Source organism: Vibrio sp. Vb2880 (assembly GCF_033337975.1).
In the GTDB taxonomy this organism is placed as follows: Bacteria; Pseudomonadota; Gammaproteobacteria; order Enterobacterales; family Vibrionaceae; genus Vibrio; species Vibrio alginolyticus.
In genome coordinates this window covers 108,356-133,994 of record NZ_JAWORT010000004.1, presented here as the reverse complement: position 1 = coordinate 133,994, position 25,639 = coordinate 108,356, and the positions used below count along the sequence as shown (strand labels likewise).

At 45.1% G+C, this 25,639-nt stretch carries 27 protein-coding genes; 6 read left to right on the top strand and 21 right to left on the bottom strand.

The features are described from left to right. Positions 1-2: 2 nt before the first annotated feature. The 21 genes from R7M92_RS06210 to aspS form a co-directional block, all read right to left on the bottom strand. Positions 3-1,169 carry a glutathionylspermidine synthase family protein gene (locus R7M92_RS06210; protein WP_318132948.1) on the bottom strand — a complete coding sequence of 389 codons (1,167 nt, stop codon included), beginning with the start codon at positions 1,167-1,169 and terminating at the stop codon, positions 3-5. Positions 1,170-1,177: 8 nt separating this feature from the next. Further along, entirely contained in the window at positions 1,178-1,747 is a 570-nt protein-coding gene (locus tag R7M92_RS06205; protein WP_025766906.1) for a DUF1190 domain-containing protein, read from the bottom strand. Positions 1,748-1,755: 8 nt separating this feature from the next. Then, positions 1,756-2,172 (bottom strand): DUF350 domain-containing protein, encoded by a 417-nt coding sequence (locus R7M92_RS06200; protein WP_005378281.1) that lies wholly within the window; start codon positions 2,170-2,172, stop codon positions 1,756-1,758. After that, positions 2,172-3,215, bottom strand: coding sequence for a potassium channel protein (locus R7M92_RS06195; RefSeq protein WP_017635053.1), 1,044 nt, complete (start codon positions 3,213-3,215; stop codon positions 2,172-2,174). The genes R7M92_RS06200 and R7M92_RS06195 overlap by 1 nt, the downstream gene beginning before the upstream one ends. 118 nt (positions 3,216-3,333) lie before the next feature. Then, the gene (gene nadA, locus R7M92_RS06190; RefSeq protein WP_005387928.1) at positions 3,334-4,395 is read right to left on the bottom strand and encodes a quinolinate synthase NadA; all 1,062 of its coding nucleotides are present in this window, start codon (positions 4,393-4,395) and stop codon (positions 3,334-3,336) included. Between the two features lie 251 nt (positions 4,396-4,646). Then, positions 4,647-5,399 (bottom strand): tol-pal system protein YbgF, encoded by a 753-nt coding sequence (gene ybgF, locus R7M92_RS06185; protein WP_005387926.1) that lies wholly within the window; start codon positions 5,397-5,399, stop codon positions 4,647-4,649. 15 nt (positions 5,400-5,414) lie between these two features. Continuing rightward, positions 5,415-5,939 (bottom strand): peptidoglycan-associated lipoprotein Pal, encoded by a 525-nt coding sequence (pal, locus tag R7M92_RS06180; RefSeq protein ID WP_005378293.1) that lies wholly within the window; start codon positions 5,937-5,939, stop codon positions 5,415-5,417. A gap of 30 nt (positions 5,940-5,969) precedes the next feature. Further along, complete coding sequence (gene tolB / locus R7M92_RS06175) at positions 5,970-7,322, bottom strand: Tol-Pal system beta propeller repeat protein TolB (protein ID WP_005387925.1); 1,353 nt, start codon at positions 7,320-7,322, stop codon at positions 5,970-5,972. A 15-nt stretch (positions 7,323-7,337) separates the two neighbouring features. Next, a complete protein-coding gene (gene tolA / locus R7M92_RS06170) occupies positions 7,338-8,402 on the bottom strand; it encodes a cell envelope integrity protein TolA (protein ID WP_053303231.1) in 1,065 nt (354 codons plus the stop codon). Between the two features lie 13 nt (positions 8,403-8,415). Continuing rightward, a complete protein-coding gene (locus R7M92_RS06165; protein WP_005378298.1) occupies positions 8,416-8,859 on the bottom strand; it encodes an ExbD/TolR family protein in 444 nt (147 codons plus the stop codon). Positions 8,860-8,862: 3 nt separating this feature from the next. Then, positions 8,863-9,561, bottom strand: coding sequence for a protein TolQ (gene tolQ, locus R7M92_RS06160; RefSeq protein WP_005378301.1), 699 nt, complete (start codon positions 9,559-9,561; stop codon positions 8,863-8,865). Further along, positions 9,551-9,970, bottom strand: coding sequence for a tol-pal system-associated acyl-CoA thioesterase (gene ybgC, locus R7M92_RS06155; protein WP_017820044.1), 420 nt, complete (start codon positions 9,968-9,970; stop codon positions 9,551-9,553). Before ybgC ends, tolQ begins: the two co-directional genes overlap by 11 nt. A 172-nt stretch (positions 9,971-10,142) precedes the next feature. Continuing rightward, positions 10,143-10,445, bottom strand: coding sequence for a cyd operon protein YbgE (ybgE, locus tag R7M92_RS06150; RefSeq protein ID WP_005378304.1), 303 nt, complete (start codon positions 10,443-10,445; stop codon positions 10,143-10,145). Further along, a complete protein-coding gene (gene cydX, locus R7M92_RS06145; protein WP_000270284.1) occupies positions 10,438-10,545 on the bottom strand; it encodes a cytochrome bd-I oxidase subunit CydX in 108 nt (35 codons plus the stop codon). The genes ybgE and cydX overlap by 8 nt, the downstream gene beginning before the upstream one ends. A gap of 12 nt (positions 10,546-10,557) precedes the next feature. Continuing rightward, complete coding sequence (cydB, locus tag R7M92_RS06140; protein ID WP_006742909.1) at positions 10,558-11,694, bottom strand: cytochrome d ubiquinol oxidase subunit II; 1,137 nt, start codon at positions 11,692-11,694, stop codon at positions 10,558-10,560. A 17-nt stretch (positions 11,695-11,711) separates the two neighbouring features. Next, the gene (cydA, locus tag R7M92_RS06135) at positions 11,712-13,298 is read right to left on the bottom strand and encodes a cytochrome ubiquinol oxidase subunit I (RefSeq protein ID WP_005378311.1); all 1,587 of its coding nucleotides are present in this window, start codon (positions 13,296-13,298) and stop codon (positions 11,712-11,714) included. A gap of 461 nt (positions 13,299-13,759) precedes the next feature. Beyond that, positions 13,760-14,764: a Holliday junction branch migration DNA helicase RuvB gene (gene ruvB, locus R7M92_RS06130; protein ID WP_005378312.1), complete on the bottom strand. Its 1,005-nt coding sequence runs from the start codon at positions 14,762-14,764 to the stop codon at positions 13,760-13,762. 286 nt (positions 14,765-15,050) lie between these two features. Next, on the bottom strand, positions 15,051-15,662 hold the full coding sequence (gene ruvA, locus R7M92_RS06125) for a Holliday junction branch migration protein RuvA (RefSeq protein WP_017820041.1): 612 nt from the start codon (positions 15,660-15,662) through the stop codon (positions 15,051-15,053). 67 nt (positions 15,663-15,729) lie between these two features. Continuing rightward, positions 15,730-16,251, bottom strand: coding sequence for a crossover junction endodeoxyribonuclease RuvC (ruvC, locus tag R7M92_RS06120; protein ID WP_005387909.1), 522 nt, complete (start codon positions 16,249-16,251; stop codon positions 15,730-15,732). Positions 16,252-16,343: 92 nt separating this feature from the next. Next, positions 16,344-17,090 carry a YebC/PmpR family DNA-binding transcriptional regulator gene (locus R7M92_RS06115; RefSeq protein WP_005378402.1) on the bottom strand — a complete coding sequence of 249 codons (747 nt, stop codon included), beginning with the start codon at positions 17,088-17,090 and terminating at the stop codon, positions 16,344-16,346. Positions 17,091-17,233: 143 nt separating this feature from the next. After that, on the bottom strand, positions 17,234-19,012 hold the full coding sequence (aspS, locus tag R7M92_RS06110) for an aspartate--tRNA ligase (RefSeq protein ID WP_318132946.1): 1,779 nt from the start codon (positions 19,010-19,012) through the stop codon (positions 17,234-17,236). 273 nt (positions 19,013-19,285) lie between these two features. Between aspS and R7M92_RS06105 the strand changes: the two genes are divergently transcribed. The 6 genes from R7M92_RS06105 (at position 19,286) to R7M92_RS06080 (ending at position 25,548) form a co-directional block, all read left to right on the top strand. Beyond that, entirely contained in the window at positions 19,286-20,152 is an 867-nt protein-coding gene (locus tag R7M92_RS06105; RefSeq protein WP_239932280.1) for a DUF72 domain-containing protein, read from the top strand. A 93-nt stretch (positions 20,153-20,245) separates the two neighbouring features. Then, positions 20,246-20,983, top strand: a complete 738-nt coding sequence (gene cmoA / locus R7M92_RS06100; protein WP_054575109.1) for a carboxy-S-adenosyl-L-methionine synthase CmoA — start codon at positions 20,246-20,248, stop codon at positions 20,981-20,983. Positions 20,984-21,064: 81 nt separating this feature from the next. Beyond that, positions 21,065-22,036, top strand: a complete 972-nt coding sequence (cmoB, locus tag R7M92_RS06095; RefSeq protein ID WP_054700774.1) for a tRNA 5-methoxyuridine(34)/uridine 5-oxyacetic acid(34) synthase CmoB — start codon at positions 21,065-21,067, stop codon at positions 22,034-22,036. A 276-nt stretch (positions 22,037-22,312) separates the two neighbouring features. Then, a complete protein-coding gene (locus R7M92_RS06090; RefSeq protein WP_005378391.1) occupies positions 22,313-23,059 on the top strand; it encodes an ATP-dependent zinc protease in 747 nt (248 codons plus the stop codon). A gap of 11 nt (positions 23,060-23,070) precedes the next feature. Further along, entirely contained in the window at positions 23,071-24,576 is a 1,506-nt protein-coding gene (locus R7M92_RS06085) for an inactive transglutaminase family protein (protein WP_005378389.1), read from the top strand. 3 nt (positions 24,577-24,579) lie between these two features. After that, the gene (locus R7M92_RS06080; protein WP_005378387.1) at positions 24,580-25,548 is read left to right on the top strand and encodes an alpha-L-glutamate ligase-like protein; all 969 of its coding nucleotides are present in this window, start codon (positions 24,580-24,582) and stop codon (positions 25,546-25,548) included. Positions 25,549-25,639: the final 91 nt, after the last annotated feature.

Genomic DNA, 25,639 nt, shown 5'->3' with positions numbered 1-25,639 from the left:
GATCATGTTAAAATTACATGTGGAATATACCGCGCCATATCTTGAGTCACTAAGCTACTGTCTTCCCTAATCGAAATACCGGCAGCTCTATCATTGACCAACCAACTGCCAATTAACGTATGGTTTTGCCCAAACTTAGGTAGTGGATGGTATTGCTGGACGATATTAAATTTAGATTCATAAGGCCCTGACGTTTTAACAAAACGTTTTCCATCGATGACGATCTCGATGTTCGCGCCCTCTCGAGAAAATAGTGGCTTGATGACATAATCTCTCATAGTGTTCGCTTTTGAATCGTTAGCAAAATAAGCGGGCAAAAGGTTCGGGTGGTTAGGAAAGCGCTCCCACAATAACGGTAAAAGTGCTTTATTGGATAGAATCGACTTCCACATCGGTTCTAACCAGTTTACGTTCGCAGTCGCTAAGTACTTCGCATATTCCTCTTCAAACATAAACTCCCAAGGGTAAAGCTTAAACATCCAACGAATCGCTCTGTCGTCAGCATCCACAAACAGACCATCTTCCGTCACTCCAATATCTTCGACATGCACGAATGCCGTTGCTAACCCTGCCTCTCGCGCGCAATCCTCTAAATACTGGACAGTCCCTTTATCTTCTTCAGTGTACTTGCAGCAGCTAAAGTGAAGTGTTTGTCCTGGTTGGTATTTTGCTATTTCGGCAAAGCGCTCGATCAAAAAGTCTTGAAGAATATTGAATTGATCCGCGCTCTGGTGAACTCGACCTTTATTTACAACATCTTCTAGCCACACCCACTGCCAAAAGCCAGTTTCAAACAAGCTGGTTGGCGTATCCGCATTGTTTTCCAGTAATTTTGCTGGCGAGGTCCCGTTGTACGCGAAATCCAGCCGCGAATAAAGCGAAGGTTCGCTTCGTCTCCATGAAGAAGCGACCTGCTCCCACATAGATTCAGGGATCGCACATTGCGTCAGCAACCGCTCACTCCGAACGACTTCATCCACAATAGCCAGGCACATCTGATGCAGCTCTTCAGTGGCCGCTTCTATATCGCGCTCAATTTGCTCCAGCGTGAATTGATAGTAAGCACTCTCATCCCAATACGGTTGGTCATACATGGTATGGAAACCAAAACCAAACTGGCGTGCTAATTCACGCCAGTTTTCGCGCTCTTGTATTTCTCGTCGAAACATAGTGCTTTTTAACCGCCTCGACTGACCGACACCGCTTTACCAAACCCGCCTCGAGACATCGCCCTGCCAATGGTGCCGCCACCACGTTTGTTAAGGCTATTCGTCGCGACTTTGGTCGGCTGATTTCGGTAGGAGCCAAAGAATTGTCCTGCTCCATTATAGAATTTGGATTTATAACGGTACATCGGCTCTGAGTAATAGCTCTTGTTATAACCTTTCAACCCGCTTAATGAGCGACTGTAAAAAAAACCGCCAAAGTTAGGTACATAAGCTCGGGAACTGGAACTGTAGTAACAATCATCCTCGTAGAAATCATTCTCGCATTCGAACTCGCTGCGGTAGCGAGGGGCATTTTGTTCGGCACGAGCTAAAGCTTCTTGGTATGCAATGTCACACTGTTCACTAAACTCAGGCGAGTTAGATTTACACTCATCAGCATCAGAAAAAATGTACCCTTCTGTTTTTGACTCGTACGTAGCAAAGAAGAAAATACCACCAAAGGCAGCAAAGGGAAGAATTTTCCCAAGCTTTAAGCTTTTGTCCATGGAAGAACGTTTAACGTTAGAACTCCGCTTCATCGTTCCTCCTAGTAGGTCATGCACGCGGCATTCAATACGCCAACCGAAACAGAAACTGCGGCTAATACGATACCGGCTGGCAGTTCATCTTTTTCGATACGCTCTGCCACTTTCGGAAGTAAAATAAAGCGTACAATTGCAAATGCGATAATTTGAGCAAGCATTGCGACAACGCCCCACACCATAAAATCGACGATATTGACCGAGTTTTTTGCCGCCCCCGAAATCGCGAGACAGTAACCAAGGAAAGCCCCACTTAGCGCAATCGCTGCTGCTGTATTTTGTTTTTCTTTAATCAGATGCCACTCATCGTATGGCGTCAACTTGACGTAGATGAACTTAAACGCCAATACAAAAATAATAGAAACAGAGAAATAGAGTAAAAAGTTTGGGAAGCCTGCTAACAGGCCGGCAATCATGTGCATTATTGTTCCTTGTTCATTTCTTTCCAGGCAAAATCTTCAATACGTTCATCTGCAATGTAAAACAGCTTGGTACTCGCGGGTACTTCAGCATCTAAATCTGGGTTGAGTTGAATACCATCGCCAATATCAAAAGCAATCAGCGTGGCATGATGGCGTCTTTTGAGAAAAACGAAGAGATTCTCAATAGTGGTGGCAGACTGCCCCTCAGGATAAATAACTGAGTATTGCGTCATACCTCGTGTTGAAGCCAAAAGCTCCTGATGAAGCGCACTTGAGCCCGGGTCAACCGCCGCTTTTGCCAACATTTCTGCGCCAACAGCAGGTATGCATTCCGCTTTCGGGCAATGCTGACTTAGAAGTCGGCCTAGCGCTTCATCTTTAAAGTAAGCGACCAAATGAGCGGAAGGGTTTACAGATGCGCAGTACAGAGCGGCTGACAAGGTAATGTCGTCCGAGAGATTATCCACAATAATGCAAGCGGCTTCGGCAATATTGGCGTTTTTCATTTCTTGCGAATCGGTATAACTGGTCACTTTGATAAAACTGATTTCGCCAGGTAACGGGTTCTCTATTTCTGAACGGCTGCATAAAACAATCGGGCGCTTTCCCTCTTCTTCATGTTGTAACATGCGAATAAGGTGCATCGTTCTCGATCCATTCCAGCCCAACAATACAATATGGTTTTCCACTCTTACTCTCCGTTTTCCTAAAATACCCGCTCGCCAATAGTCCATCGCTGCTCCAGCGACACGCCCCAATAATGCGGCGAATAAGCTCAAACCGCCGGGGATTACAAATAGTACGACAACCCATTTACCCAAATCTGTTACAGGAGAATGGTCGCCATAACCCACCGTACTCGCCGTAACCATGAGGTAATAGATAAAGTTAGCGAAACTGTCTGTTAATGCGGTTTCACCAGCGAGAACCAGCAGCCACCATGAAAGGCTCACATATAAGCCACTAAAGATGAGAAGGCTTCGGTTGCTCAATTTAAAAAGGTGGGAACTAAGCCACTTTTTAACTACTAACCACACCGCCATAAATTTATGACCTCGATATTCATTGATTGCATCAATAGTAACTCATTGATAGTAAGACACAAAAAAACCAGCCATATTCGGCTGGTTTTTGAGATTTACTTTCAGTTACGCCTACTTTTTAAGCATTACCTTTCACTTGCATATTTAGCTGCTCAGCAAAATCTAGCATGCGGTTAAGCGGTATAAGGGATTTAACACGCAGTTCTTCGTCAACAAAAATCTCGTGCTCTTCACCACCTTCACTAAGCGCTTTCTCAATTGCTTTCAAACCGTTCATTGCCATCCAAGGACAGTGTGCACAGCTGCGACATGTTGCGCCTGCACCTGCGGTTGGCGCTTCGATAAGTTCTTTCTCTGGCACAAGTTGCTGCATTTTAAAGAAAATGCCTTTGTCTGTCGCAACGATCATTTGTTTGTGAGGAAGCGCTTTCGCTGCTTTGATCAGCTGACTCGTTGATCCAACGGCATCGGCAAGTTCTACGACGCTTGCTGGTGACTCAGGGTGAACCAAAATAGCCGCATCTGGATACACGCTCTTCATTTTTCGTAGCGCATCAGCAGAGAACTCATCATGAACCACACACTCACCCTGCCAAAGCAGCATATCTGCGCCAGTTTTGTTAGCGATGTACGATCCTAGGTGACGGTCTGGTCCCCAAATAATTGGCTTATCTTCAGCGTCTAAGTGTTCCACGATTTCAAGCGCAATACTCGATGTAACGACCCAGTCGGCACGGGCTTTAACCGCTGCTGAGGTGTTTGCGTAAACTACAACCGTATGATCAGGGTGAGCATCACAAAACTCGCTGAACTTATCCGCAGGACAGCCAAGGTCGAGCGAACATTCCGCTTCCAACGTTGGCATTAGAATGCGCTTTTCTGGTGTCAGAATTTTGGCCGACTCGCCCATAAAGCGAACACCACCAATAATCAATGTACTTGCAGGGTGACGATTACCAAACTTCGCCATTTCCAACGAGTCACCAACAAACCCGCCAGTGTCTTCAGCTAGGGCTTGAATCTCAGGGTCGGTATAGTAGTGCGCGATAAGTACCGCATCTTTTTCTTTGAGTAACTTTTTAATACGCTCAATGTAAGATGCTTTTTCTTCTTCGCTTAATGGAACTGGTTTCGGTGGGAATGGGTAAACAGTGTCGATTTTATCTAATATATGGCTCATTGCTCTTGCTCTACGCAACTTCCTTTAATCCGAGTATTGTAACCTCGTTAATTTTCAAAAACCAACTTGTCGCGGGGATTTCTAGCGGTCTAGCCGTATATCTTTGTTACAGGTAGCATTTCCGAGTAGCGAAATTCGGTACAACACAAGGTCAGAGGCTCTGCATCATTGCTATCGACTTAGCCGTTCTGCACCAACAGAAAATGGAAAAGAAAAAGGAAGCCGAGGCTTCCTTTTCAAAACATAACGTCTTACAGCTTAGAGCTGGCAAGTTTTGCAGATGCACTACCTGGGTATTCATCAACCACTTGTTGGTAGTACTTTTTCGCTTGAGCTGCATTGTTATTACGCTCAGCGATTTCGCCTAATTTAAGCAACGCATCGGCTCGCTTATTGGAGTCTTTGTAAGACACCACAGCGGCAAAACTTTTCACTGCATCCTCATCCTGCTTTTTAGCGAAGTACAACTGACCTAGCCAGTAGTGAGAATTCGCTGAATATGTAGAATCAGGATAATCTTTCTGGAACTGCTGGAACGCTGCAATTGCGCCAGTGTAGTCACGTTTCTTGAGGATGAGGTCGACTGCATTTTGGTATGCCGTTTGCTCATCAACATTTGGTGTGTACTGACCACCTGTTTTAGCCGGTTTCGCTTCTTGCGCAGGCGCGGATTTTATCTCTCCACGAACACGATCCAGCTCGACAAACAACTCTCGTTGACGTTGCAACATTTGCTTCATTTCGTAGCTATTTCGCTCTAATTGACCACGTAATTCACTGATCTCTTGTGACATTTGGTCAATTTGCTGTTGCATTTGGAGCTGAACGCGATTGCGGTTTTGTAGCAAGCGCTCTAGACGCTCTACTTCCGTTTCAGATGAACGGCTCTTAGAGACGGATGATGTGCTGTTGAGATCGGATACTGGAGCTGGTGCAGCGAACGCAAAGTTCGCTGCACTTGCCAGTAACGTAAGCGCAACAGCGCGCTTAGTGTTACTGAACATGAGGATTACCTCGAATTAGTATACTAGAACCGCGCGACGGTTCTTAGCGTAAACTTCATCTGATTGACCTAGAAGAAGTGGCTTCTCTTCACCGTAGCTAACGATTGAGATTTGGTCAGCTTGAACACCTAGTGCTTGTAGGTAGTTCGCTACTGCTTGTGCACGACGCTCACCTAGAGCGATGTTGTACTCAGGAGTACCACGCTCATCAGCGTGACCTTCGATAGTTACGTTAAGTGCTGGGTTCTTGCTTAGGTAAGAAGCGTGAGCCGCTAGCATCTCTTCGTAATCTGCTGCAATTGTTGAGTTGTCAAAAGCAAAGTAGATTGTTTGAGTTTCACGTAGCGCTTGCTCTTTTAGCTCTTGCTCTGTCAACTGACCGCTTTGATCAATTGGCGTAGCTACTGTTGTTTCCACTGCGCCATTGTTGTTTGTTGCTGCACCAGTGTTAGAAGCAGCGTCGTCGCTTGAACTACACGCTGTAACAGCCATTACAGGAAGCGCGATTAGTAGCCCTTTTAGAACCTTGTTCAGTTGCATCTTATTTTCCTTTATTAATCAAACTTATTACTACAAAAACGGTGACCATGCAGGCGCTCGAACACGCCCATTTGTTGCCGGTAATCTAGCTTTGAATCGACCATCAATTGACACCATCGATAGTACGTTTTTCTTGTTGTAAATCGAGCTATACACAACCATGCCACCGTTTGGGGCAATACTAGGAGACTCATCAAGCAAGGTCTTAGTTAAGACTTGAAGAGCACCAGTTTCCAAATCTTGTTTCGCCAAATTAAATCCTGCGTTGCTGCGGTTCACCATAACTAGGAATCGCCCATCAGGAGTAATCTGACCACCCAAATTTTGGCTGCCTTGCCAAGTCAAACGGTCAATAGAACCGCTGCCCAAATTTACTTGATAAATCTGTGGTTTACCACCCCTATCCGATGTGAAAATCAACGATTTTCCATCCGGATGCCAGAACGGTTCCGTATTATTTGATCTGCCACGCGTAATTTGCGTCAGCTTACGAGTGTTAAGGTCAAACGTATAAACATGAAGCGAGCCTGTTTTAGAAAGAACAATCGCTAACTTATTGCCATCTGGCGAAAATCTTGGCGCACCATTGTGACGTGGGTATGAAGTAATTTTCTCACGTTCACCGGTGTAGATGTTCATGATGAAGATTTCTGCTTGGCCATTTTGGAAGCTAACATATGCAAGCTTTTTACCATCGGGTGACCACGCTGGTGACATTAATGGTTGCTTAGAGCGTAAAACCAGACGCTCATTGTAGCCATCGTAATCAGCGACTCGAAGTTGGTAAGGGAAACGGTCTTTATCGTTCACTACCACATATGCGATACGAGTCATGAAAGCGCCACGGTCGCCAGTTAACTGCTCATACACCAAATCAGAGATACGGTGAGCGTACTCACGCATACGAGGCCCTTGAACAGTGGCTACTTTATTGAACAGCACATGATCTTTTGACAGGACTAATTCACCGTCACTACCAAGCGCCTTACTCTTCCCACCTGTTAACTGACCACGCACAATATCAACAAGTTGATAGTTGATAACGTAGTCACCTTGGTCGTTTTGCTTGATTGAACCAGTCAATAGCGCATCCACACCTAAATTGGTCCAAGCATCAAAATTAACTTCTGATTCACTGAACGGTGTTTGTGGCATTTTGCTCGTTGGAACTGGGCTGAATTTACCACTACGTTGTAAATCCGAGGCGATAACAGCAGAAACATCCGTTGGAAGCGCTTGTGTGCCCTCCCACTTAAACGGAACAACAGCAATTGGTCGTGCTGAATCAATACCATCGGTAATGACCAACTCTAATGCGGCATTCGCCACATTTGTCATACTGCTAAACAGTACAAACATTCCTAGTAAAAGGCGTCTAATCACGTCTTATTCCTTATTCTAGTATTCAACGGTTAAGTTGATATCTCTAACTTTATCAATAACATCTCTATCTTTAGGCATCGGAAAGTTGCCAACTTGGGCTACTGCACTTTTGGCTGCACTACAAAGACGAGAGTCACCGTTTAACACAGTAACATTACTCACAATACCATCAGTCCCAGTTGGAACTAGCTTCACATTAAGCCTACACGACTTTCCCACAAGATAATCGTCCTTAATGATACGACTCTCTATCAATTGTTTGTAAATTGCACCATAGCGGTCAACTTCAGATTGCACATGTTGATTTTTCGCTTGCTGATTCTGTTCTGACTCACTCTCGAGACCCGCAAAAATATCATCTAACGCGGCTTCTTGAGCTTTACGCTCACGCTCGGCACGCTCAGCTGCTTCTCTCGCTTTACGCTCTCGCTCCGCTGCCTCTTTTGCCGCTTTCTCTTTTGCAATGCGCTCTTGTTCAGCTTTTTCAGCAGCTTCACGCTCACGACGTGCTTTTTCTTCCGCTTCTTTTGCTGCTTTTTCACGAGCCAAACGTTCTTGCTCAGCTTTTGCTATAGCCGCTTCTTTTGCTAAACGCTCCTGCTCAGCTTTACGCACGGCTTCTTCTTTTGCCTTGCGCTCTTTTTCTAGCTTAGCAGCTCGCTCTTTTTCTTTGCGAACACGTTCTTCTTCCTGCTTGCGCTCTTGCTCTTTTTTCTTACGTGCAGCTTCTGCTTCTCGTGCCGCTTGAGCATCTTTCGCTTGCTGCTCTTTCAACTTGCGAATTTGCTCTTCTTCAGCTTTGCGGTTTTTTTCTAGCTGCTCTGCTTCGCGTCTCAGTTTATCAAGACGCTCTTGTTCTTTTTTCGCTGCCTTTTCGCGTTGCTGGCGAATTTCTTTCGCTTGTTGCTGCACAAGTTTTGGATCGATGACAACAGCTTGAACCATTTGCCCTGTAGGCTCTGGTTTAGACATGTTGAAGTCCGTCCCCCAAAGCAGGGCTGCAACTAGAATTGCATGCAAACCAACCGATATTGCTATCGGTTTGGCGTATTGGTTGGGTTTCTTCTTGTGATCTTTCATAGATAATTGATGTCTATTCCCTGATATCGGTCATTAGACCTACCTTAGGGATACCAGCTCGACTTAGTTCATCTAGCAATAGAACAACATCGGCATATGGTGTTGCCGCGTCGCCACCTACCGCAACTGGTGAATCCGGCTTAACCTCTCGCTCCGCTTTCACTCGCACAATAACATCTTGCAACGACAAACCTCGCTGAACTTCTTCATCATTTACGCTTAGGCCTAAATTACCCTCGCTATCAATTTCGATGATAATAAAGCTACTGTCAGTCTCGCCAGCAAGGTCTTGCATAGATTCTGCGGTCGATGTTTTCGGAAGATCAACGTCGACGCCTTGAGTCACAAATGGAGCGGTCGCCATAAAAATGATCAACAGTACGAGCATTACGTCGATATACGGAACAACGTTGATCTCCGCTGTCATTTTTCGCTTTTTAGGTTGATAACCCGCCATGCTTTATTCCTTATCCGCGCTGTCTCGGCCAGCCATCGCTTGACGATGAAGGATGCTGTGGAATTCTTCAGAAAATGTTGCGTAAGTGTGCTCTAGTTTACTCACTTTATTGCTTAGGCGGTTGTACGCCATTACTGCCGGAATAGCCGCAAATAGCCCCATCGCTGTCGCGATAAGTGCCTCGGCGATACCCGGTGCAACCATAGACAACGTAGCTTGCTTTACTTCACCCAGCGCAATAAAGGCGTGCATGATGCCCCAAACGGTACCAAATAGGCCGATATAAGGGCTTATAGAACCGACTGTTGCCAAAAACGGTAAGCTTGTTTCTAGCTCATCTACTTCACGAGAAACAGCAACGCGCATTGCGCGGCCAGTGCCTTCCATGATGTAAGCTGGTGAATTTGCGTTGCTCTTACGTAGGCGAGCAAACTCTGTAAAACCTGCGTAGAAGATTTCTTCTGTGCCTTCAATTTCGTCTTTACGCGCTTTTACTTTTTGGTAAAGCTGAGAAAGATCAGTACCCGACCAAAATTTGTCTTCAAACTGCTCTGCATTTTTTGATGCTTGAGAAAGCACTTTGCTGCGCTTGATGATCATTGCCCATGACACAATTGACATGCCAAGCAACGTCAGCATCACAAGCTTTACCAACAGACTGGCCTGAAGAAAGAGATCTAAAATGGAAATATCAGCAGTCACTATTTGTTAGCTCCGAATTTATAAAGGTTGGAATAGCTATTGGTTTCATTTTCTTATTATCGATACATGCTACCTTAACCGAGGCCTTGCACAATATCTTGCCTTGATCATTGACCAACTCTTGACAGAATTGCAGAGAAGCACGTTTTATTTCTGACACTCGGGTTACGACTGTCAGATGCTCGTCCAGCCTAGCGCCTTGGTTGAAATCGATATCCATGTGTCGGACAACAAAGCCGATATTTTGTTCCAGTAACACATGTTGAGAAATGCCTTTAGCACGTAACATCTCTGTCCGTGCGCGCTCAAAGAATTTTAGATAATTAGAATGATATACAACACCGCCCGCATCAGTGTCTTCATAGTACACGGTGATCGGCCAGTGAAAGAGATTTGATGTGCCTTGCAAGGGAGTACCAATATATTCAATTCTTTAAAGTAATTACTATAACTGAAGCGACAGCAATTGGTACCGAGCTAAGGAAATATTTTTGAAATTTGTAGAAAAAATAAAAGCTAGGCGAGATACCTAGCTTTTATTCGGTGATTTAGTAACCGACTTTATTACAGCATATTTCAGCCTAAATGAAATAAAGTGCCGTTAGATAAATTAAGATAGCTAACGAGAAATAAGGACTAAACAAAACTTGCCAGTACCAGTTTCTTGGCTTGAAGCCCACCCCATACACCATGCTTGAACATACAGACCAAATCAGTGCTGGTGCGATGATTGAGTTAAAACCACCAATTGCTTGATGGTAAGCTTCAGGGTCCCACATCACCAATCCTACGTGCATAAAGCCAAGGATGAGAGATAAGACTCGTAGCAGAGTCTTATCCATTGGTGCGTGAAGTTTCGCTACCTTATCAGCGAGGTTACTCACTGTCTTTATCCATCATTTCTGAGTGCTCTAGCCAAAGAGCGTTGATGATACCGAATGCACAAGCAAGTAGTACACCTAGAATCCATGCGAAATACCACATAGTAAATGCTCCTTAGTAAAGTGAGTTTTTGTTGTCTTCAATGTACTGGTCATCAAGGCGACCAAACATCTTGTAGTAAGTCCAAGATGTGTAACCAAGGATGATTGGCACCATAACAAACGCAACGCCTGTCATTAGGTTCAGAGTCAGCTCAGATGACGTTGCATCCCACATTGTTAAGCTGTGGCTTGGCATTAAGTCTGAAGGCATGATGAATGGGAACATCGCAAAACCTGCAGTAAAGATAACACCAGCAACACCCAAGCTTGAAGTAATGAACGAAATCGCACATTTTTCAAGACGAGATGCCAATACAGCGAGAAGCGGCATTGCAACACCTAGTACAGGAGCAGCCCATAGTAATGGGTAGTTTTCAAAATTCTTCATCCACGCACCAGCTTCACGGATAACCTCTTTGTTTAGAGGGTTAGAAGCAGCGTTAGTGTCGATACCGCCAACAATGACGTAACCATCGATATTTTGGATCCAGAAACCAGCCGCTACAAACGCAGCAACCGTCAGTAAACCAGCCAACTGAGCAACGTTGCGCGCACGCACATGCACTTCGCCTGTTGTTTTCATTTGTAGCCAAGTAGAACCTTGCATCAAAATCATGAATAAGCTTACTAGACCACACAACAGTGCAAATGGATTTAGTAGACCAAAGAATGAGCCATGGTATGTTGGCATCAAGAACTCACTCAATTGGAATGGTACACCTTGTAGAAGGTTACCAAACGCTACACCAAAGATGATTGGCGGAACAAAACCACTGATTGAGATACAGATATCCCAGGTATTGCGCCATTTTGGATCTTCGATTTTAGAGCGGTAGTCTAGGCCCAGAGGACGAAGCCATAGCGCTGCTAGTGTCAAAATCATCGCTAAGTAGAAGCCTGAAAATGACGTTGCGTAAACCAAAGGCCAAGCTGCGAACAGTGCACCACCAGCAGTGATAAGCCAAACTTGGTTACCATCCCAGTGAGGAGCAATTGAGTTAATCATGACACGGCGTTGCGTGTCGTTTTTACCGATGATAGGTACAAGCGCGCCTACACCCATATCGAAGCCGTCTGTTACTGCAAAACCAACTAGTAGAACACCGATTAGTACCCACCAGATGAGTCGCAAGATTTCGTAATCAAACATCTTGTTATCTCCTTACCTTACGCTTCTACTTGGCGACTAACTTTGTCTTCAACAGAGTCAGCATTTTGCTCGAAGTGGTAGCGACCCGTTTTCAGGCTACTTGGGCCTTTACGAGCGAATTTCAACATTAGGTAAACTTCTGCAATCAGGAATACCGTGTATAGCGCCAGAATTGCGAAGAGTGAAGTCCAGATTTCACCTGCAGTTAGCGCAGAAGCTGCAACATGCACTGGTAGAATTTCACCTACAGCCCAAGGCTGACGGCCGTACTCAGCGACGAACCAACCCGCTTCAATTGCAATCCAAGGTAGTGGAATGCTAAATAGTGCAGCTTTTAGAATCCATTGTTTCTGTTCAATCTTCTGACGACACGTTTGGATAAACGCCGCACCAAAGACAAACAACATGATGAAGCCACAAGCAACCATGATACGGAATGACCAGAATAGCGGCCATACTGTTGGGATTGAGTCGTCCGCAGCAGCTTGGATTTGCTCTTCTGTTGCATCAACAACATTGTCTGTGTAGCGTTTTAGAAGTAGACCGTAACCTAGGTCACCTTTCACTTCATCAAACGCAGTCATGTTTTCTTCTGACTTGTCGCCCGCACGAAGCTTCTCTAGAAGTTCATAAGCGTACATGCCGTCACGAATACGATCGACGTGTTCATCACGTAAATCACGAAGACCTGTTACTTGCTCATCAAAAGAGCGTGTCGCGATAATACCCATTACGTAAGGGATCTTAATTGCGTAATCGGTATGCATCGTTTCCTGGTTAGGAACACCAAATAACGTAAATGCGGCAGGTGCAGGTTCAGTGTGCCACTCTGCTTCAATTGCAGCGAGTTTCACTTTTTGAACTTCACCAAGCTCGTAGCCAGATTCGTCACCAAGAACGATGGTAGATAAGATAGCTGCAATACCGAAAGAAGCAGCAATAGCAAACGAACGACGAGCAAACGCAATGTCACGACCTTTTAATAGGTAGTATGAACTGATGCCTAGAATAAACATTGCGCCACAAGTGTAACCAGAAGCAACCGTATGCACGAACTTAACCTGAGCAACTGGGTTTAGTACAACCTCAGAGAAGCTCACCATTTCCATTCGCATGGTTTCGAAGTTGAAATCTGCGCCTACTGGGTTTTGCATCCAGCCGTTTGCGATAAGAATCCAAAGAGCAGAGAAGTTAGAGCCTAGTGCCACAAGCCAGGTAACCGCTAAGTGTTGGCGTTTAGATAGACGATCCCACCCGAAGAAGAATAGACCAACAAAAGTTGACTCCAGGAAGAATGCGACAAGTGCTTCGATCGCTAGCGGTGCACCGAAGATATCACCTACATAGTGGGAGTAGTAAGACCAGTTCGTACCAAACTGGAACTCCATGGTAAGGCCTGTCGCCACACCAAGTGCAAAGTTAATACCGAATAGCTTACCCCAGAACTTGGTCATGTCCTTATAGATTTGCTTGTTCGTCATTACGTACATCGATTCCATAATGGCCAGAAGGAAGGCCATACCAAGGGTCAATGGTACGAATAGGAAGTGATACATCGCTGTCAGTGCAAACTGCAACCGCGATAGATCAACTACGTCAATCATGGTAACTCCTATGTGTCGGCTGAATGACACTCTCTACATATTGCAATCCATATTCAGGTGTTATTTACACTTGAAAAATGTTGAATTATCACAACTCATTGTTGCAAAAATGTGCTTCATTGGTTAGTTAATTGTTAAGCATCAGCTAATATAGCTGGGGCTAATATTACTTGTAAAAACAGATTGTTTCAAAAGGTTTATAGCCGTAACGCGCTTTGATATACATCAATGTTTATGCGCGGAATTTGCACAAAAATCCATCACATTGATCTAGATCAACCAGTATTGGATACGGATGTTAAGAGAGAGTAATCAGGAGAGAAATTAACCAGTTGCAAGCAAACATCGAGTTAACAATCAATGCTTTTTACTTACTAAACCAGTATGAGAAAAAATTCAAAAAATGTGAGTTTGGTCAACTTTAATGAAGCGCTGGGCAACAAAGGCCCAGCGAGGGAATCTTATTTTTCAATTCCGAAATGCAAATACGCACGATCTGTCGCGATTCTTCCACGCGGAGTGCGTTGTAAATAACCTTGCTGAATAAGATAAGGTTCAAGAACGTCTTCAATAGTGTCCTTTTCTTCACCTATCGCCGCTGCCATGTTGTCGAGCCCGACCGGACCACCACCAAATTTTTCCATAATCGCGAGTAGTAGCTTACGGTCCATGTAATCGAAGCCTTCGGCGTCCACATCAAGCATATTCAACGCCTTATCGGCAACATCGGCACAAATGTGACCATTGCCTTTTACTTCCGCATAATCACGAACACGACGTAGCAAACGGTTAGCAATACGTGGTGTGCCACGCGCACGTCTTGCCACTTCCAATGCACCTTCAGGTTCCATTGATAAACCTAAACAATCCGCGCTTCGCTGCACGATATCTTGGAGGTCTTTTATCTTATAAAACTCAAGGCGCTGAGTAATACCAAAGCGGTCGCGCAATGGTGACGTTAAAGAGCCCGCTCGGGTCGTCGCACCAATTAACGTAAATGGTGGTAAATCGATCTTAATAGAACGAGCGGCCGGACCTTCACCGATCATAATATCCAGTTGATAATCTTCCATCGCCGGATACAGCACCTCTTCAACCATCGGGCTCAAGCGGTGAATCTCATCGATGAACAACACATCGTTTTCTTCGAGGTTGGTTAACAGCGCGGCCAAATCGCCTGCTTTCTCAAGTACAGGGCCTGAAGTAGTGCGAATGTTCACTTCCATTTCATTGGCAACGATGTTCGCAAGTGTGGTTTTACCCAAACCTGGGGGACCAAAAATCAAAAGGTGATCAAGTGCTTCGCTACGTAACTGAGCAGCTTTAATGAAGATCTCCATTTGGTCACGGACATGGTCCTGACCTTGGTAATCCGCTAATTTTTTTGGCCGAATAGCACGATCAATGACATCTTCATCACGAAAGGCAGGGTTTTCTGGCGCGATTAAACGATCGGCTTCAATCATCTTTTTACCTTGAAAAATGGTTACCTGAGAGAATAATGCCGCTCGTTTAACAGCAAGTGGCATATTTCTATATCTCGTCATCCTGTACAGCGACGAAGGAGCGTGATACAGGATCTTCTATCCGAGCGATTTATGGTCAAATTGTTTCATTAACCGCTCAGCGTGCTGCTATTAGATTCCCAGTCTCGCCAGGCTCGCTGGAATGACACAAAAAACATCGTTAAGCGATTGGCATTAACCTTAGAGAATGAGTTATCTTGAACAAATGTTCACTGTGCAACCAGCGTTACACCATTGATTTTAGAGCTTCACGGATCATTTGCTCACTGCTCATGTCCGGTTTAGCGATCTGAGATACCACTTTTGACGCTTGAGTCGGCTTGTAACCTAGAGCTAGAAGCGCACTGATTGCTTCTTCTTCCGCGTTGTTGGATGTCGCACTAGAATCCGCAGGAGCAGCATCCGTAAATGGTGTAAATAGATCGCCAGCGCCCCACCCTTTCAAGCGGTCTTTCATTTCAACAACCAATCTCTCTGCGGTTTTCTTGCCAACGCCTGGAAGCTTAACCAGCGTAGAAACGTCTTCATGTTCCACACAAGTAACAAATTGCGTTGCTGTCATACCAGAGAGAATACCAAGACCGAGTTTAGGACCAACGCCATTGGCTTTGATCACTTCACGGAAAAGTGCTCGTTCTTTTACTGTGTTGAAACCGTATAGCAATTGCGCATCCTCACGGACAACAAAGTGAGTATAAATAATGGCTTCTTCGCCAACATTTGGCAGTTCGTAAAAACAGCTCATTGGCATCTGGACTTCATAGCCAATGCCATTAACTTCAATTAATACTTCAGGTGGTTGTTTTTCAATCAGTATGCCACGAAGACGTCCAATCACTATAAATACTCTTTGGAAATGAATTTGCGACAGGATAATAAAGAACTGGATAGACATCCAGTTAATTTTAACGGTAGCGCCCTTTTCTGGCACTGGTTGCTTTGCCCGCTAACGCAACGAGAGTCTTGTTAGTATTGGCATGACAAATCGCCACACCTAAAGCATCGGCTGCATCCGCTTGAGGTTTGGCGGGCAATTTAAGCATCTGCTGAACCATATGCTGAACTTGCGCTTTGTCCGCGCCACCAGTGCCGACGACAGCTTGCTTAATAAGACGAGCCGCGTATTCAAATACCGGCAACTCCGCATTCACCGCAGCAACAATTGCACTGCCACGAGCTTGGCCAAGTTTTAGCGCTGAATCCGCGTTTTTGGCCATAAACACTTGCTCGATCGCGAAAACGTCCGGTTGAAACTGGGTAATGATTTCCGTGACGCCTGCATAAATCTGTTTAAGCCGACCCGGAAGTTCTTTTTCTGAAGTACGAATGCAGCCACTACCAAGGTATTGCAAGTGGCGTCCATTTTGACGAATGACCCCATAGCCGGTAATGCGCGAACCTGGGTCAATGCCCAAAATAATTGACATGAATGTTCCTAAAAATGAGGCCTAATTCGGCCTCAGTCTTTTTATTATTACTTGCTAACTTCGGAGCAAATACCGCTCCCGACACCTTGAGTTTAATCTAGCGTAGCCGCAACGTCGTCAGAGATATCACCATTGTGATAAACCTCTTGAACGTCGTCCAGATCTTCCAAAGCGTCAATCAAACGAAGTAGTTTTGGCGCAGTATCCGCGTCCAAATCTGCTTTCGTAGATGGGATCAGCGACACCTCAGCGTTCTCTGCCTCAAACCCTGCGGCATCAAGAGCATCTTTTACGAGTCCAAAATCGCCTGGGGCCGTGTAGACATCAATCGAGCCATCTTCTGCCGTTTCAATGTCATCAGCACCACTTTCTAATGCTACTTCCATTACCGCATCCTCATCTAAACCTGGGCCATATGAAATCACGCCTTTCTTGTCGAAAAGATAGTTGACGCTACCATCCGTCCCCAGATTACCGCCTGACTTTGAGAATGCATGGCGTACGCCAGATACCGTACGATTTCGGTTATCCGTCATACATTCGACCATGACCGCCGTACCACCTGGACCATAACCTTCATAGATCACGGTTTCCATGTTGTCGTCGCCTTCACCACCAGCACCTCGGCTGACAGCGCGGTTGACAGTGTCACGTGTCATGTTGTTAGACAGTGCTTTATCAATTGCTGCTCGCAAACGTGGGTTATTTTCTGGCTCACCGCCCCCCTCTTTTGCCGCAACAACGATTTCACGGATTAATTTAGTAAAGATTTTGCCGCGCTTCGCATCTTGCGCTGCTTTACGGTGGCGAATATTCGCCCATTTACTATGACCAGCCATAATTCACCTTTTAATGTATTTTGACGCTTAATAACAAAACATGTTCTAAAAAGCGTTGCTTGGGAAATTGCTTTGGAAGTTTCTTGGGTTTATTTAAACAAAAACTCCCGCAGTTGCGGGAGTTTTCTTCAAATGTTGTGCGCTTATTCTGCGTCTTTTTCTTTCGCTGCAGTTACTGCGATGGCTAGCTCTTCTAGCGCTGCTGGGTTCGCAATACTTGGTGCGTCTGTTAGTAGACACGCCGCTGCTGTTGTTTTAGGGAACGCGATAACATCACGGATGTTCTCTGTGCCACATAGCAGCATTACTAGACGGTCTAGACCAAATGCAAGACCAGCATGTGGAGGCGTACCGAATTTCAGCGCATCAAGCAGGAAGCCGAACTTAAGCTGTTGCTCTTCAGGTGTGATACCTAGAATATCAAATACGGCTTCTTGCATATCTGCGTTGTGGATACGAACAGAGCCGCCGCCCACTTCGTAGCCATTTAGAACCATATCGTAAGCGTTAGAATTTGCCGCAGCAGGGTTTGATTTTAGCTCTTCTGCAGTCACACCTAGAGGCGATGTGAATGGGTGGTGCATCGCGTGTAGGTTGCCTTCGTCATCTTCTTCGAACATTGGGAAGTCAACAACCCATAGTGGAGCCCATGCAGACTCATCCGTTAGCTCTAGGTCTTTACCTAGTTTCAAACGTAGCGCACCCATTGCTTCTGCAACGATGCCCGCTTTATCAGCGCCAAATAGGATAATGTCACCAGATTCCGCTTGAGTACGATCTAGAATGCCGTTGATCACGTCTTCATTTAGGAACTTAGCGACTGGAGATTGGATACCTTCCATGCCCGCTGCACGGTCGTTAACCTTCATCCAAGCTAGACCTTTCGCACCGTAGATGCCAACGAATTCACCGTAGCCATCAATTTGCTTACGAGTCAAAGATGCACCACCTGGAACGCGAATAACGGCAACGCGGCCTTTTTCGTCGTTTGCTGGACCTGAGAATACTTTGAACTCAACATCTTTCACTAGGTCAGCAACGTCTACTAGTTCCAGTGGGTTACGTAGGTCTGGCTTGTCAGAACCGAAACGACGAATCGCTTCGCTGAACGGCATTACTGGGAATTCACCTAGGTCAACGTTTAGTAGCTCTTGCCACATTTCACGAACCATTTTTTCAGTCGTTGCACGAACTTGGTCAGCCGTCATGAATGACGTTTCGATATCGATCTGAGTGAATTCTGGTTGACGGTCAGCACGCAAATCTTCATCACGGAAACACTTAACGATTTGGTAGTAACGGTCAAAACCAGACATCATTAGAAGCTGTTTGAATAGCTGTGGAGACTGAGGAAGCGCATAGAAGCTGCCTTTGTGAACACGGCTAGGTACTAGGTAGTCACGAGCGCCTTCTGGTGTCGCTTTTGTTAGTACTGGTGTTTCGATGTCTAGGAAGCCGTTGTCATCTAGGAAACGACGAACAAAGCTAGACGCTTTAGCACGTAGCTTGATGCGGTCGCTCATTTCTGGACGACGTAGATCTAGGTAACGGTACTTCAGACGTTGCTCTTCAGAGTTCTTTTGGTTGAAGTCTAGAGGCAGAACATCAGAACGGTTGATGATTTCAAGACCTTTCGCAAGGATCTCAACTTCACCTGTTGCCATGTCTTTGTTTACTTGGCTTTCTGGACGAACGCGAACTTCACCAGTTAGCTTGATACAGAATTCATTACGAAGTGTGTTAGCCACTTCATACGCATCTGCCATATCTGGATCAACAACTACCTGAACGATACCTTCGCGATCTCGCATATCGATAAAAATAAGACCGCCTAAATCACGACGACGGTTAACCCAGCCGCAAAGTTCTACAGTTTGTCCTGCAAGGGACTTGTTCAGGTGACCACAGTAATGGGTACGCATAATGAAATTCCCAATCTCTCAAATGTTGTTAACTACGCTCTGTCAGCCTCATTGCTAAGCAGAGTAAAGATTCAGTTATACGCTGAATGTCCACGAAAATCGACTACTCAACATACAATTACGTGTGTTTTATCATTCACTGGTGCTTTTTAGTACAACAAATGTTCAAAAGCGCACCAAAGCGAAAAAATTGGGGAGGATTATAGCGTGAAATTACCTATTTCAGCAAAACTCTCGTAAAGTATTCACACGAGTAGCAAGCAGTAAAGAATAATGGATAACTTACCTCTTCGACTTGGATTGACGATGTGGTCGCACAATCAATGGCAACAAAGTTTTTACGGCAGCGGGACAAAGCCCGCTGAACGTTTAGAAAGGTATGCGCAAGTGTTTCATACCGTGGAAGGCAACACGACATTTTATGCCACACCGACGCTCAATACAGTGCAAAACTGGAGAGCCGCAACCCACGATGATTTTCGCTTTACTTTCAAACTTCCTAAAGCCATCACTCATGAGCAAATGCTAAGAGGTTGCAGCGAACAACTGAGAGACTTCATGAAGGTCATGGAGCCTTTGCATGACCGTGTGGGCCAATGGACAATTCAATTACCAGCCGCATTTGGTCCTGAGCACCTTGATCGACTGAAAAAGTTCTGTGCGAGCTTTCCACCTAACTTCCCTCTCGGTGTTGAGGTTCGTCATATGGCATTTTTCTCCAAAGGCGAAGAAGAGCGAGCACTTAACCAATGGTTAGTAGAGAATAATATTGACCGTATTATTATGGATAGCCGCCCAGTCTTTGCCGCTAAGCCCGACAATGAGGCGATCATTGATGCGCAAATGAAAAAACCACGAGTCCCTGTCCACGCCATTGCTACCGCTTCACACCCTTTGATTCGCTTTATTGGTCATCCAGAAGAACAGCAAAATTACGAGTTTTTTAAACCATGGCTCAGCAAGTTGCCACAATGGATTGCCGAAGGTAAACAGCCATATGTCATGATCCATACCGCAGACAATATAATTGCTCCAGAGTTGGCCGCAAACCTATATAAAGACATACAAAAGCGTATCACGATCCCTGAGTTAGCACCTTTCCCTGCTGACGATGGCAACTCGCAGTTACAGATGTTCTAACGCAACACATGACAGAGGCGCGAAATTCCCATAAAATACGCGCCTTTTTTGGTGCCTGACATTTTCAGGCGGCTTGTATGCAGAGACTTAGTTATGAACCCTAAGAGCAATCCAGATACTATTTTTTCGGCTCCAATCGATAAAATTGGGGATTTCACGTTCGATGAACGCGTAGCGGAAGTATTTCCTGACATGATTCAACGATCGGTACCGGGTTACAGCAATATCATTTCTGCAATCGGTATGCTGGCAGAGCGTTTTGTAAAACCTCACTCAAACATCTATGACCTTGGCTGTTCTTTGGGTGCTGCAACATTGTCTATGCGTCGCCATATCAAACAAGAAGGTTGCCAAATCATCGCAGTGGACAACTCTCCTGCGATGGTTGAGCGTTGTAAACTTCACGTCAACGCTTACCGCAGTGACACTCCTGTGGATGTAGTAGAAGCAGACATTCGCAATATCGAAATTGAAAACGCATCCGTTGTGGTATTGAACTTCACACTGCAGTTCCTTTCTCCAGAAGACCGCTATGCTCTACTAGAGAAAATCTACGCGGGTCTGCGTCCGGGCGGTATTTTGATTCTGTCTGAAAAGTTCGTGTTTGAAGATGAAGTGTCGAACGAACTGTTAATTGACCTTCACCACGACTTTAAACGTGCGAATGGTTATAGCGAACTAGAAATCAGCCAAAAGCGCAGCGCGATAGAAAACGTAATGCGCCCAGATTCAAAGAAAGAACATAAAGAGCGTTTCGCTAAAATTGGCTTTTCTAGCTACGATGTTTGGTTCCAATGCTTTAACTTCGGCTCCATGTTCGCGATTAAATAGACCATGCATACAAAGCCTGAACCATACCGATTTCGGCTTTTGTTAATAATTTATACCCATCAACTCAGCGATTAACTAACTATGTTTAACTTTGCAAATTTCTACCAATTGATTGCCCAAGACACCCGTCTTCAACCTTGGCTTAATGTGCTTCCACAACAGCTAACGGATTGGCAAAATGCAGAGCACGGTGACTTTGGTCGCTGGTTGAAAGCCCTGAACAAAATCCCAGCGGGTAGACCGGACAGCATCGACATTGTTGATTCTGTCACGATTTCAAACAATGAGCCGATGCCTCAAGGGGAACTTAAAAAGCTAGAAAGCTTACTTCGTACATTCCATCCTTGGCGCAAAGGCCCATACCACGTACACGGCATCCATATTGATACTGAGTGGCGCAGTGATTGGAAATGGGACCGCGTGCTTCCGCATATTTCACCATTAAAGAATCGCAGCGTACTCGATGTAGGTTGTGGTAACGGCTACCACATGTGGCGCATGCTAGGCGAAGGTGCACGCTTAACTGTCGGTATCGATCCATCTCACCTGTTCCTGATTCAGTTCGAAGCAATTCGTAAACTAATGGGCGATGACCAACGTGCACACCTACTGCCATTGGGCATTGAACAACTACCTAAGTTAGAAGCGTTCGATACGGTATTCAGCATGGGCGTGCTTTACCATCGCCGCTCGCCTCTCGATCATTTAGTGCAACTAAAAGATCAATTGGTATCTGGTGGTGAACTCGTATTGGAAACACTCGTGATTGAAGGTGATGAGAATGCAGTATTGGTCCCGACTTCTCGTTACGCGCAAATGCGTAATGTCTATTTCTTCCCTTCAGCAAAAGCCCTAAAAGTGTGGTTAGAATTGGTCGGTTTTGAAGATGTTCGTATCGTTGATGAAAACATCACATCCGTAGATGAACAACGTACCACAGATTGGATGACGCATAACTCTCTACCTGACTACTTAGATCCGAACGACCCAAGCAAGACTGTAGAAGGCTACCCTGCCCCTCGCCGCGCGGTTCTTGTCGCTCGCAAATCATAATTCGCTGAGATTCCTGACATTGTCTTAACTCATTTTACGAGTTAAGACATTACCCTCTTTCCTCGTAATGAGCGAGTTTGTTTTTTGAATCCATTTTTCACGTCAAAATATAAGCACGCTCTAAATAAGGATGCGCTTTTATGTCCTTGATTTTTGGCTTTTCATCACTATTCCTCAAACAATAAGTAATAGAGAAACATTCTTACTTGTGAGGCTTTATCGATATAAGCTAAACTCCTAAAAAATAAACAACTTAATCCAATCCCAAGGTTTTCAATGTTATTACGATTGACCCCGATTGTTGCCATCGCCTTACTATCTGGATGCTCACTAACCAAAGGCGAACAGTACCACCAAGAAACGTTAGCGGCGATTCAAAATTCAGAAGCGAATGTCAATAATCGCATTACCAACCTAGAGCTACAGCTCAGCAACCAATCGGACTATATCGACAGCCTTGAAGAACAAGTCGATAAACTACAGGTTGAACTTCTTACATTTCGCGATGAAGCAATGGCAGAAGTAAAAAAACCGAAAGAGCCGATTATTGTCCAATCTCCCGCTCCTGTGGAACCAACCCCAACTCACGATATTGTCCTTGGCTCTATCGAAAAGGTCACTGTAGAGTCGATTAAGCAAACTTTTGATGCACGTATCGACACTGGTGCCGCGACGTCGTCTTTAAATGCCGTTGATATTGAAGAGTTCGAAAGAAATGGCAAAAAATGGGTCCGATTCCACTTAGCAGACACCAGTAAATCCGAAGAAGAGAAAAGTACTTGGATCGAAGCACCTGTCATTCGCTACGTCAAAATCCGCCAGGTTACCAGTGAAGAGTTAGAACGCCGCGCTGTGGTAGAACTTTGGGTGCGCGTTGGAAAAATTCATGAAAAAGCGCAATTTACGTTGGCAGATCGCTCACATATGAACCATCCTATTTTACTGGGTAGAGAATTTATGCGCGACATAGCACTTGTCGATGTAAGTCGTACCTATATCCAAACGGACGAAGATAAAAAATAATAAGGTAGATTATGACGTCAAAAATACCGTTTTACCTTTCTATCATCTTATTGGTGATTGCGGGCATTGCTCTGAGTGTTTTCAGACATGAAAACTACGGCGTGCCTTGGACGCCAGGCGAAACTCGCCAGGTGTGGGATGTAGAAGCTCGTATTGAGTTCAATGCTAACGGCAACGAAGTAAAAGCGTCACTTGCAGCACCGCATACGCAAAGTGGTTACACACTTATTGGTGAATCTGCTTCCTCATCAGGTTATGGCGTTTCCTACATCAATGACGATTCAGGCCGTCGTGCAGAATGGTCAATTCGCCAAGCTCAAGGGCCACAAACCATATACTACAAAGCCCAGTTCTTAGTAGACCCTCAGGCTAAAGTCACTCCTTTACCGCCAACGGAAGACATTACGCCACCAACGCTTTCAGCACCACAAGCAGCAGCGGCAAATGCCCTTATCGAACGTGCGATGAGTCGCTCAGCCGATAATGTGACGTTTACTCGTGAGCTTATCAAAGCGCTTAATGACCCTGATAGCCAAAACTCGTCGCTACTACTGAACGATTTCAGCCGTACTGATGCACTGCATAACATTTTGCTTACCGCAGGTATACAGAGCAAAACCGTCGGTGTTATCGAACTAGAAGATGGTCGTCGACGCCAAACAATTCAACCAATGGTTCAGGTTTGGTCAGGTAAAGATTGGGTACTGTTTTCGCCAAAATCCGAACAAAAAGCAGTGAAACCCAACTTGTTAGTGTGGGACGAATCAAACGTATCCTTACTTGACCTTGTTGGTGGTAAAAATAGCCAAGTGCATTTCTCGATGATTAAGCAAGAAATGACACCACAACAAGCTACAAACAACAAAATAGAAGCAGATGGATTACTGAATATTTCAATTCATAGCCTACCTTTGGAAGAGCAAGCGATGTTCAAAACCATCATGCTCATCCCTATTGGTGCTCTGATCGTTGTGTTCTTGCGTGTGATTATCGGCCTGAAAACATCCGGTACCTTCATGCCTGTGTTGATTGCCGTTGCTTTTGTTCAAACTCAACTATTAACGGGTATTGTCGGTTTCTTGCTAATTGTAGGTACAGGCTTGATTATTCGAAGCTATTTGTCTAGGTTGAACTTATTGCTGGTAGCAAGGATATCTGCGGTCATTATTACCGTTATTATGATCATCTCGGTGTTCACCGTTGTTGCGTTTAAAATGGGCTTAACAGAAGGCCTAACAATTACCTTCTTCCCTATGATCATCTTGTCTTGGACGATTGAACGTATGTCAATCCTATGGGAAGAAGAAGGTGCGAAGGAAGTTGCTCTGCAAGGTGGTGGTTCATTGCTGACAGCGGTATTAGTTTACCTTGCAATGACGAACTCATACATTCAACACTTAACCTTTAACTTCATTGGTCTACAGTTGATTGTTCTGGCCGGTATTCTATTACTAGGTACTTACACAGGTTACCGCCTCACTGAGCTACGACGCTTCAAACCACTAGCGGAGGACTAAACGATGTTCGAAAGTTTTACTTCGCCGTCTAAGCTTCGCCATAAAGGCATTATGGGGATGAACAAGCGTAACCACAGCTATATTGGCCGTTACAATGATCGTTCTAAATACCCACTTGTCGATGACAAGCTAAAGACCAAAATTATTGCACAGGCAGCAGGAGCAACAGTTCCTGCCCTGATCGGTGTCATTCATAACCAAGCTGAAGTTAAGACTATCCACAAAATGGTTGAGAACTGGCCTGGTTTTGTAATCAAACCTGCACAAGGTAGTGGCGGTAAAGGCATTCTGGTTGTTACGTCTCACAAAAACGGGGTATATACCAAACCCTCCGGCTCTACAATTGGTAGGGATGAGGTCGAGCGTCACATTAGTAATGCGCTTGCTGGCCTTTTCTCTCTTGGTGGTAAAAATGACGTTGCTGTGGTTGAAAACTTAATCAAGTTTGATGACTGTTTTGATGGCTTCAGTTATGAAGGCGTACCAGATGTTCGGATCATCGTATTTAAAGGTTATCCAGTTATGGCGATGATGCGCTGTTCTACAGCGGCTTCCGACGGCAAAGCAAACCTTCACCAAGGTGCGGTAGGAGTAGGCATTGACATCGCGACAGGTAAAGCCGTCAGAGCGGTGCAGTTCGATCATCCAGTTACTCATCACCCTGATACAGGTAAAGACCTTTCGACCCTTCAAGTACCGCATTGGGAGCGCTTGCTGGAGCTTGCGTCAAGTGCCTGGGAAATGACAGGTTTGGGATACATGGGTACGGATATGGTGCTGGATAAAGATGAAGGACCTATGGTTTTAGAGCTTAACGCTCGCCCTGGTCTGGCAATCCAAATCGCTAATGGTGCAGGCTTGCTTCCTCGTTTGAAACACATAGAGAGCCTTGGCACACCTGCTGAGTATCCAAAACCGATTGAACGCGTCGCTTACGCGGCAGAGCAGTTCGGTGTGAAGCCGTTGTTCTAACCCTCCGACATAATGTTCGTTATTACTCGCCAGTAATTGTCATGATTACTGGCGTTTTTGTTCCCGCATCCAAAAACCTTGCACTTGCTCT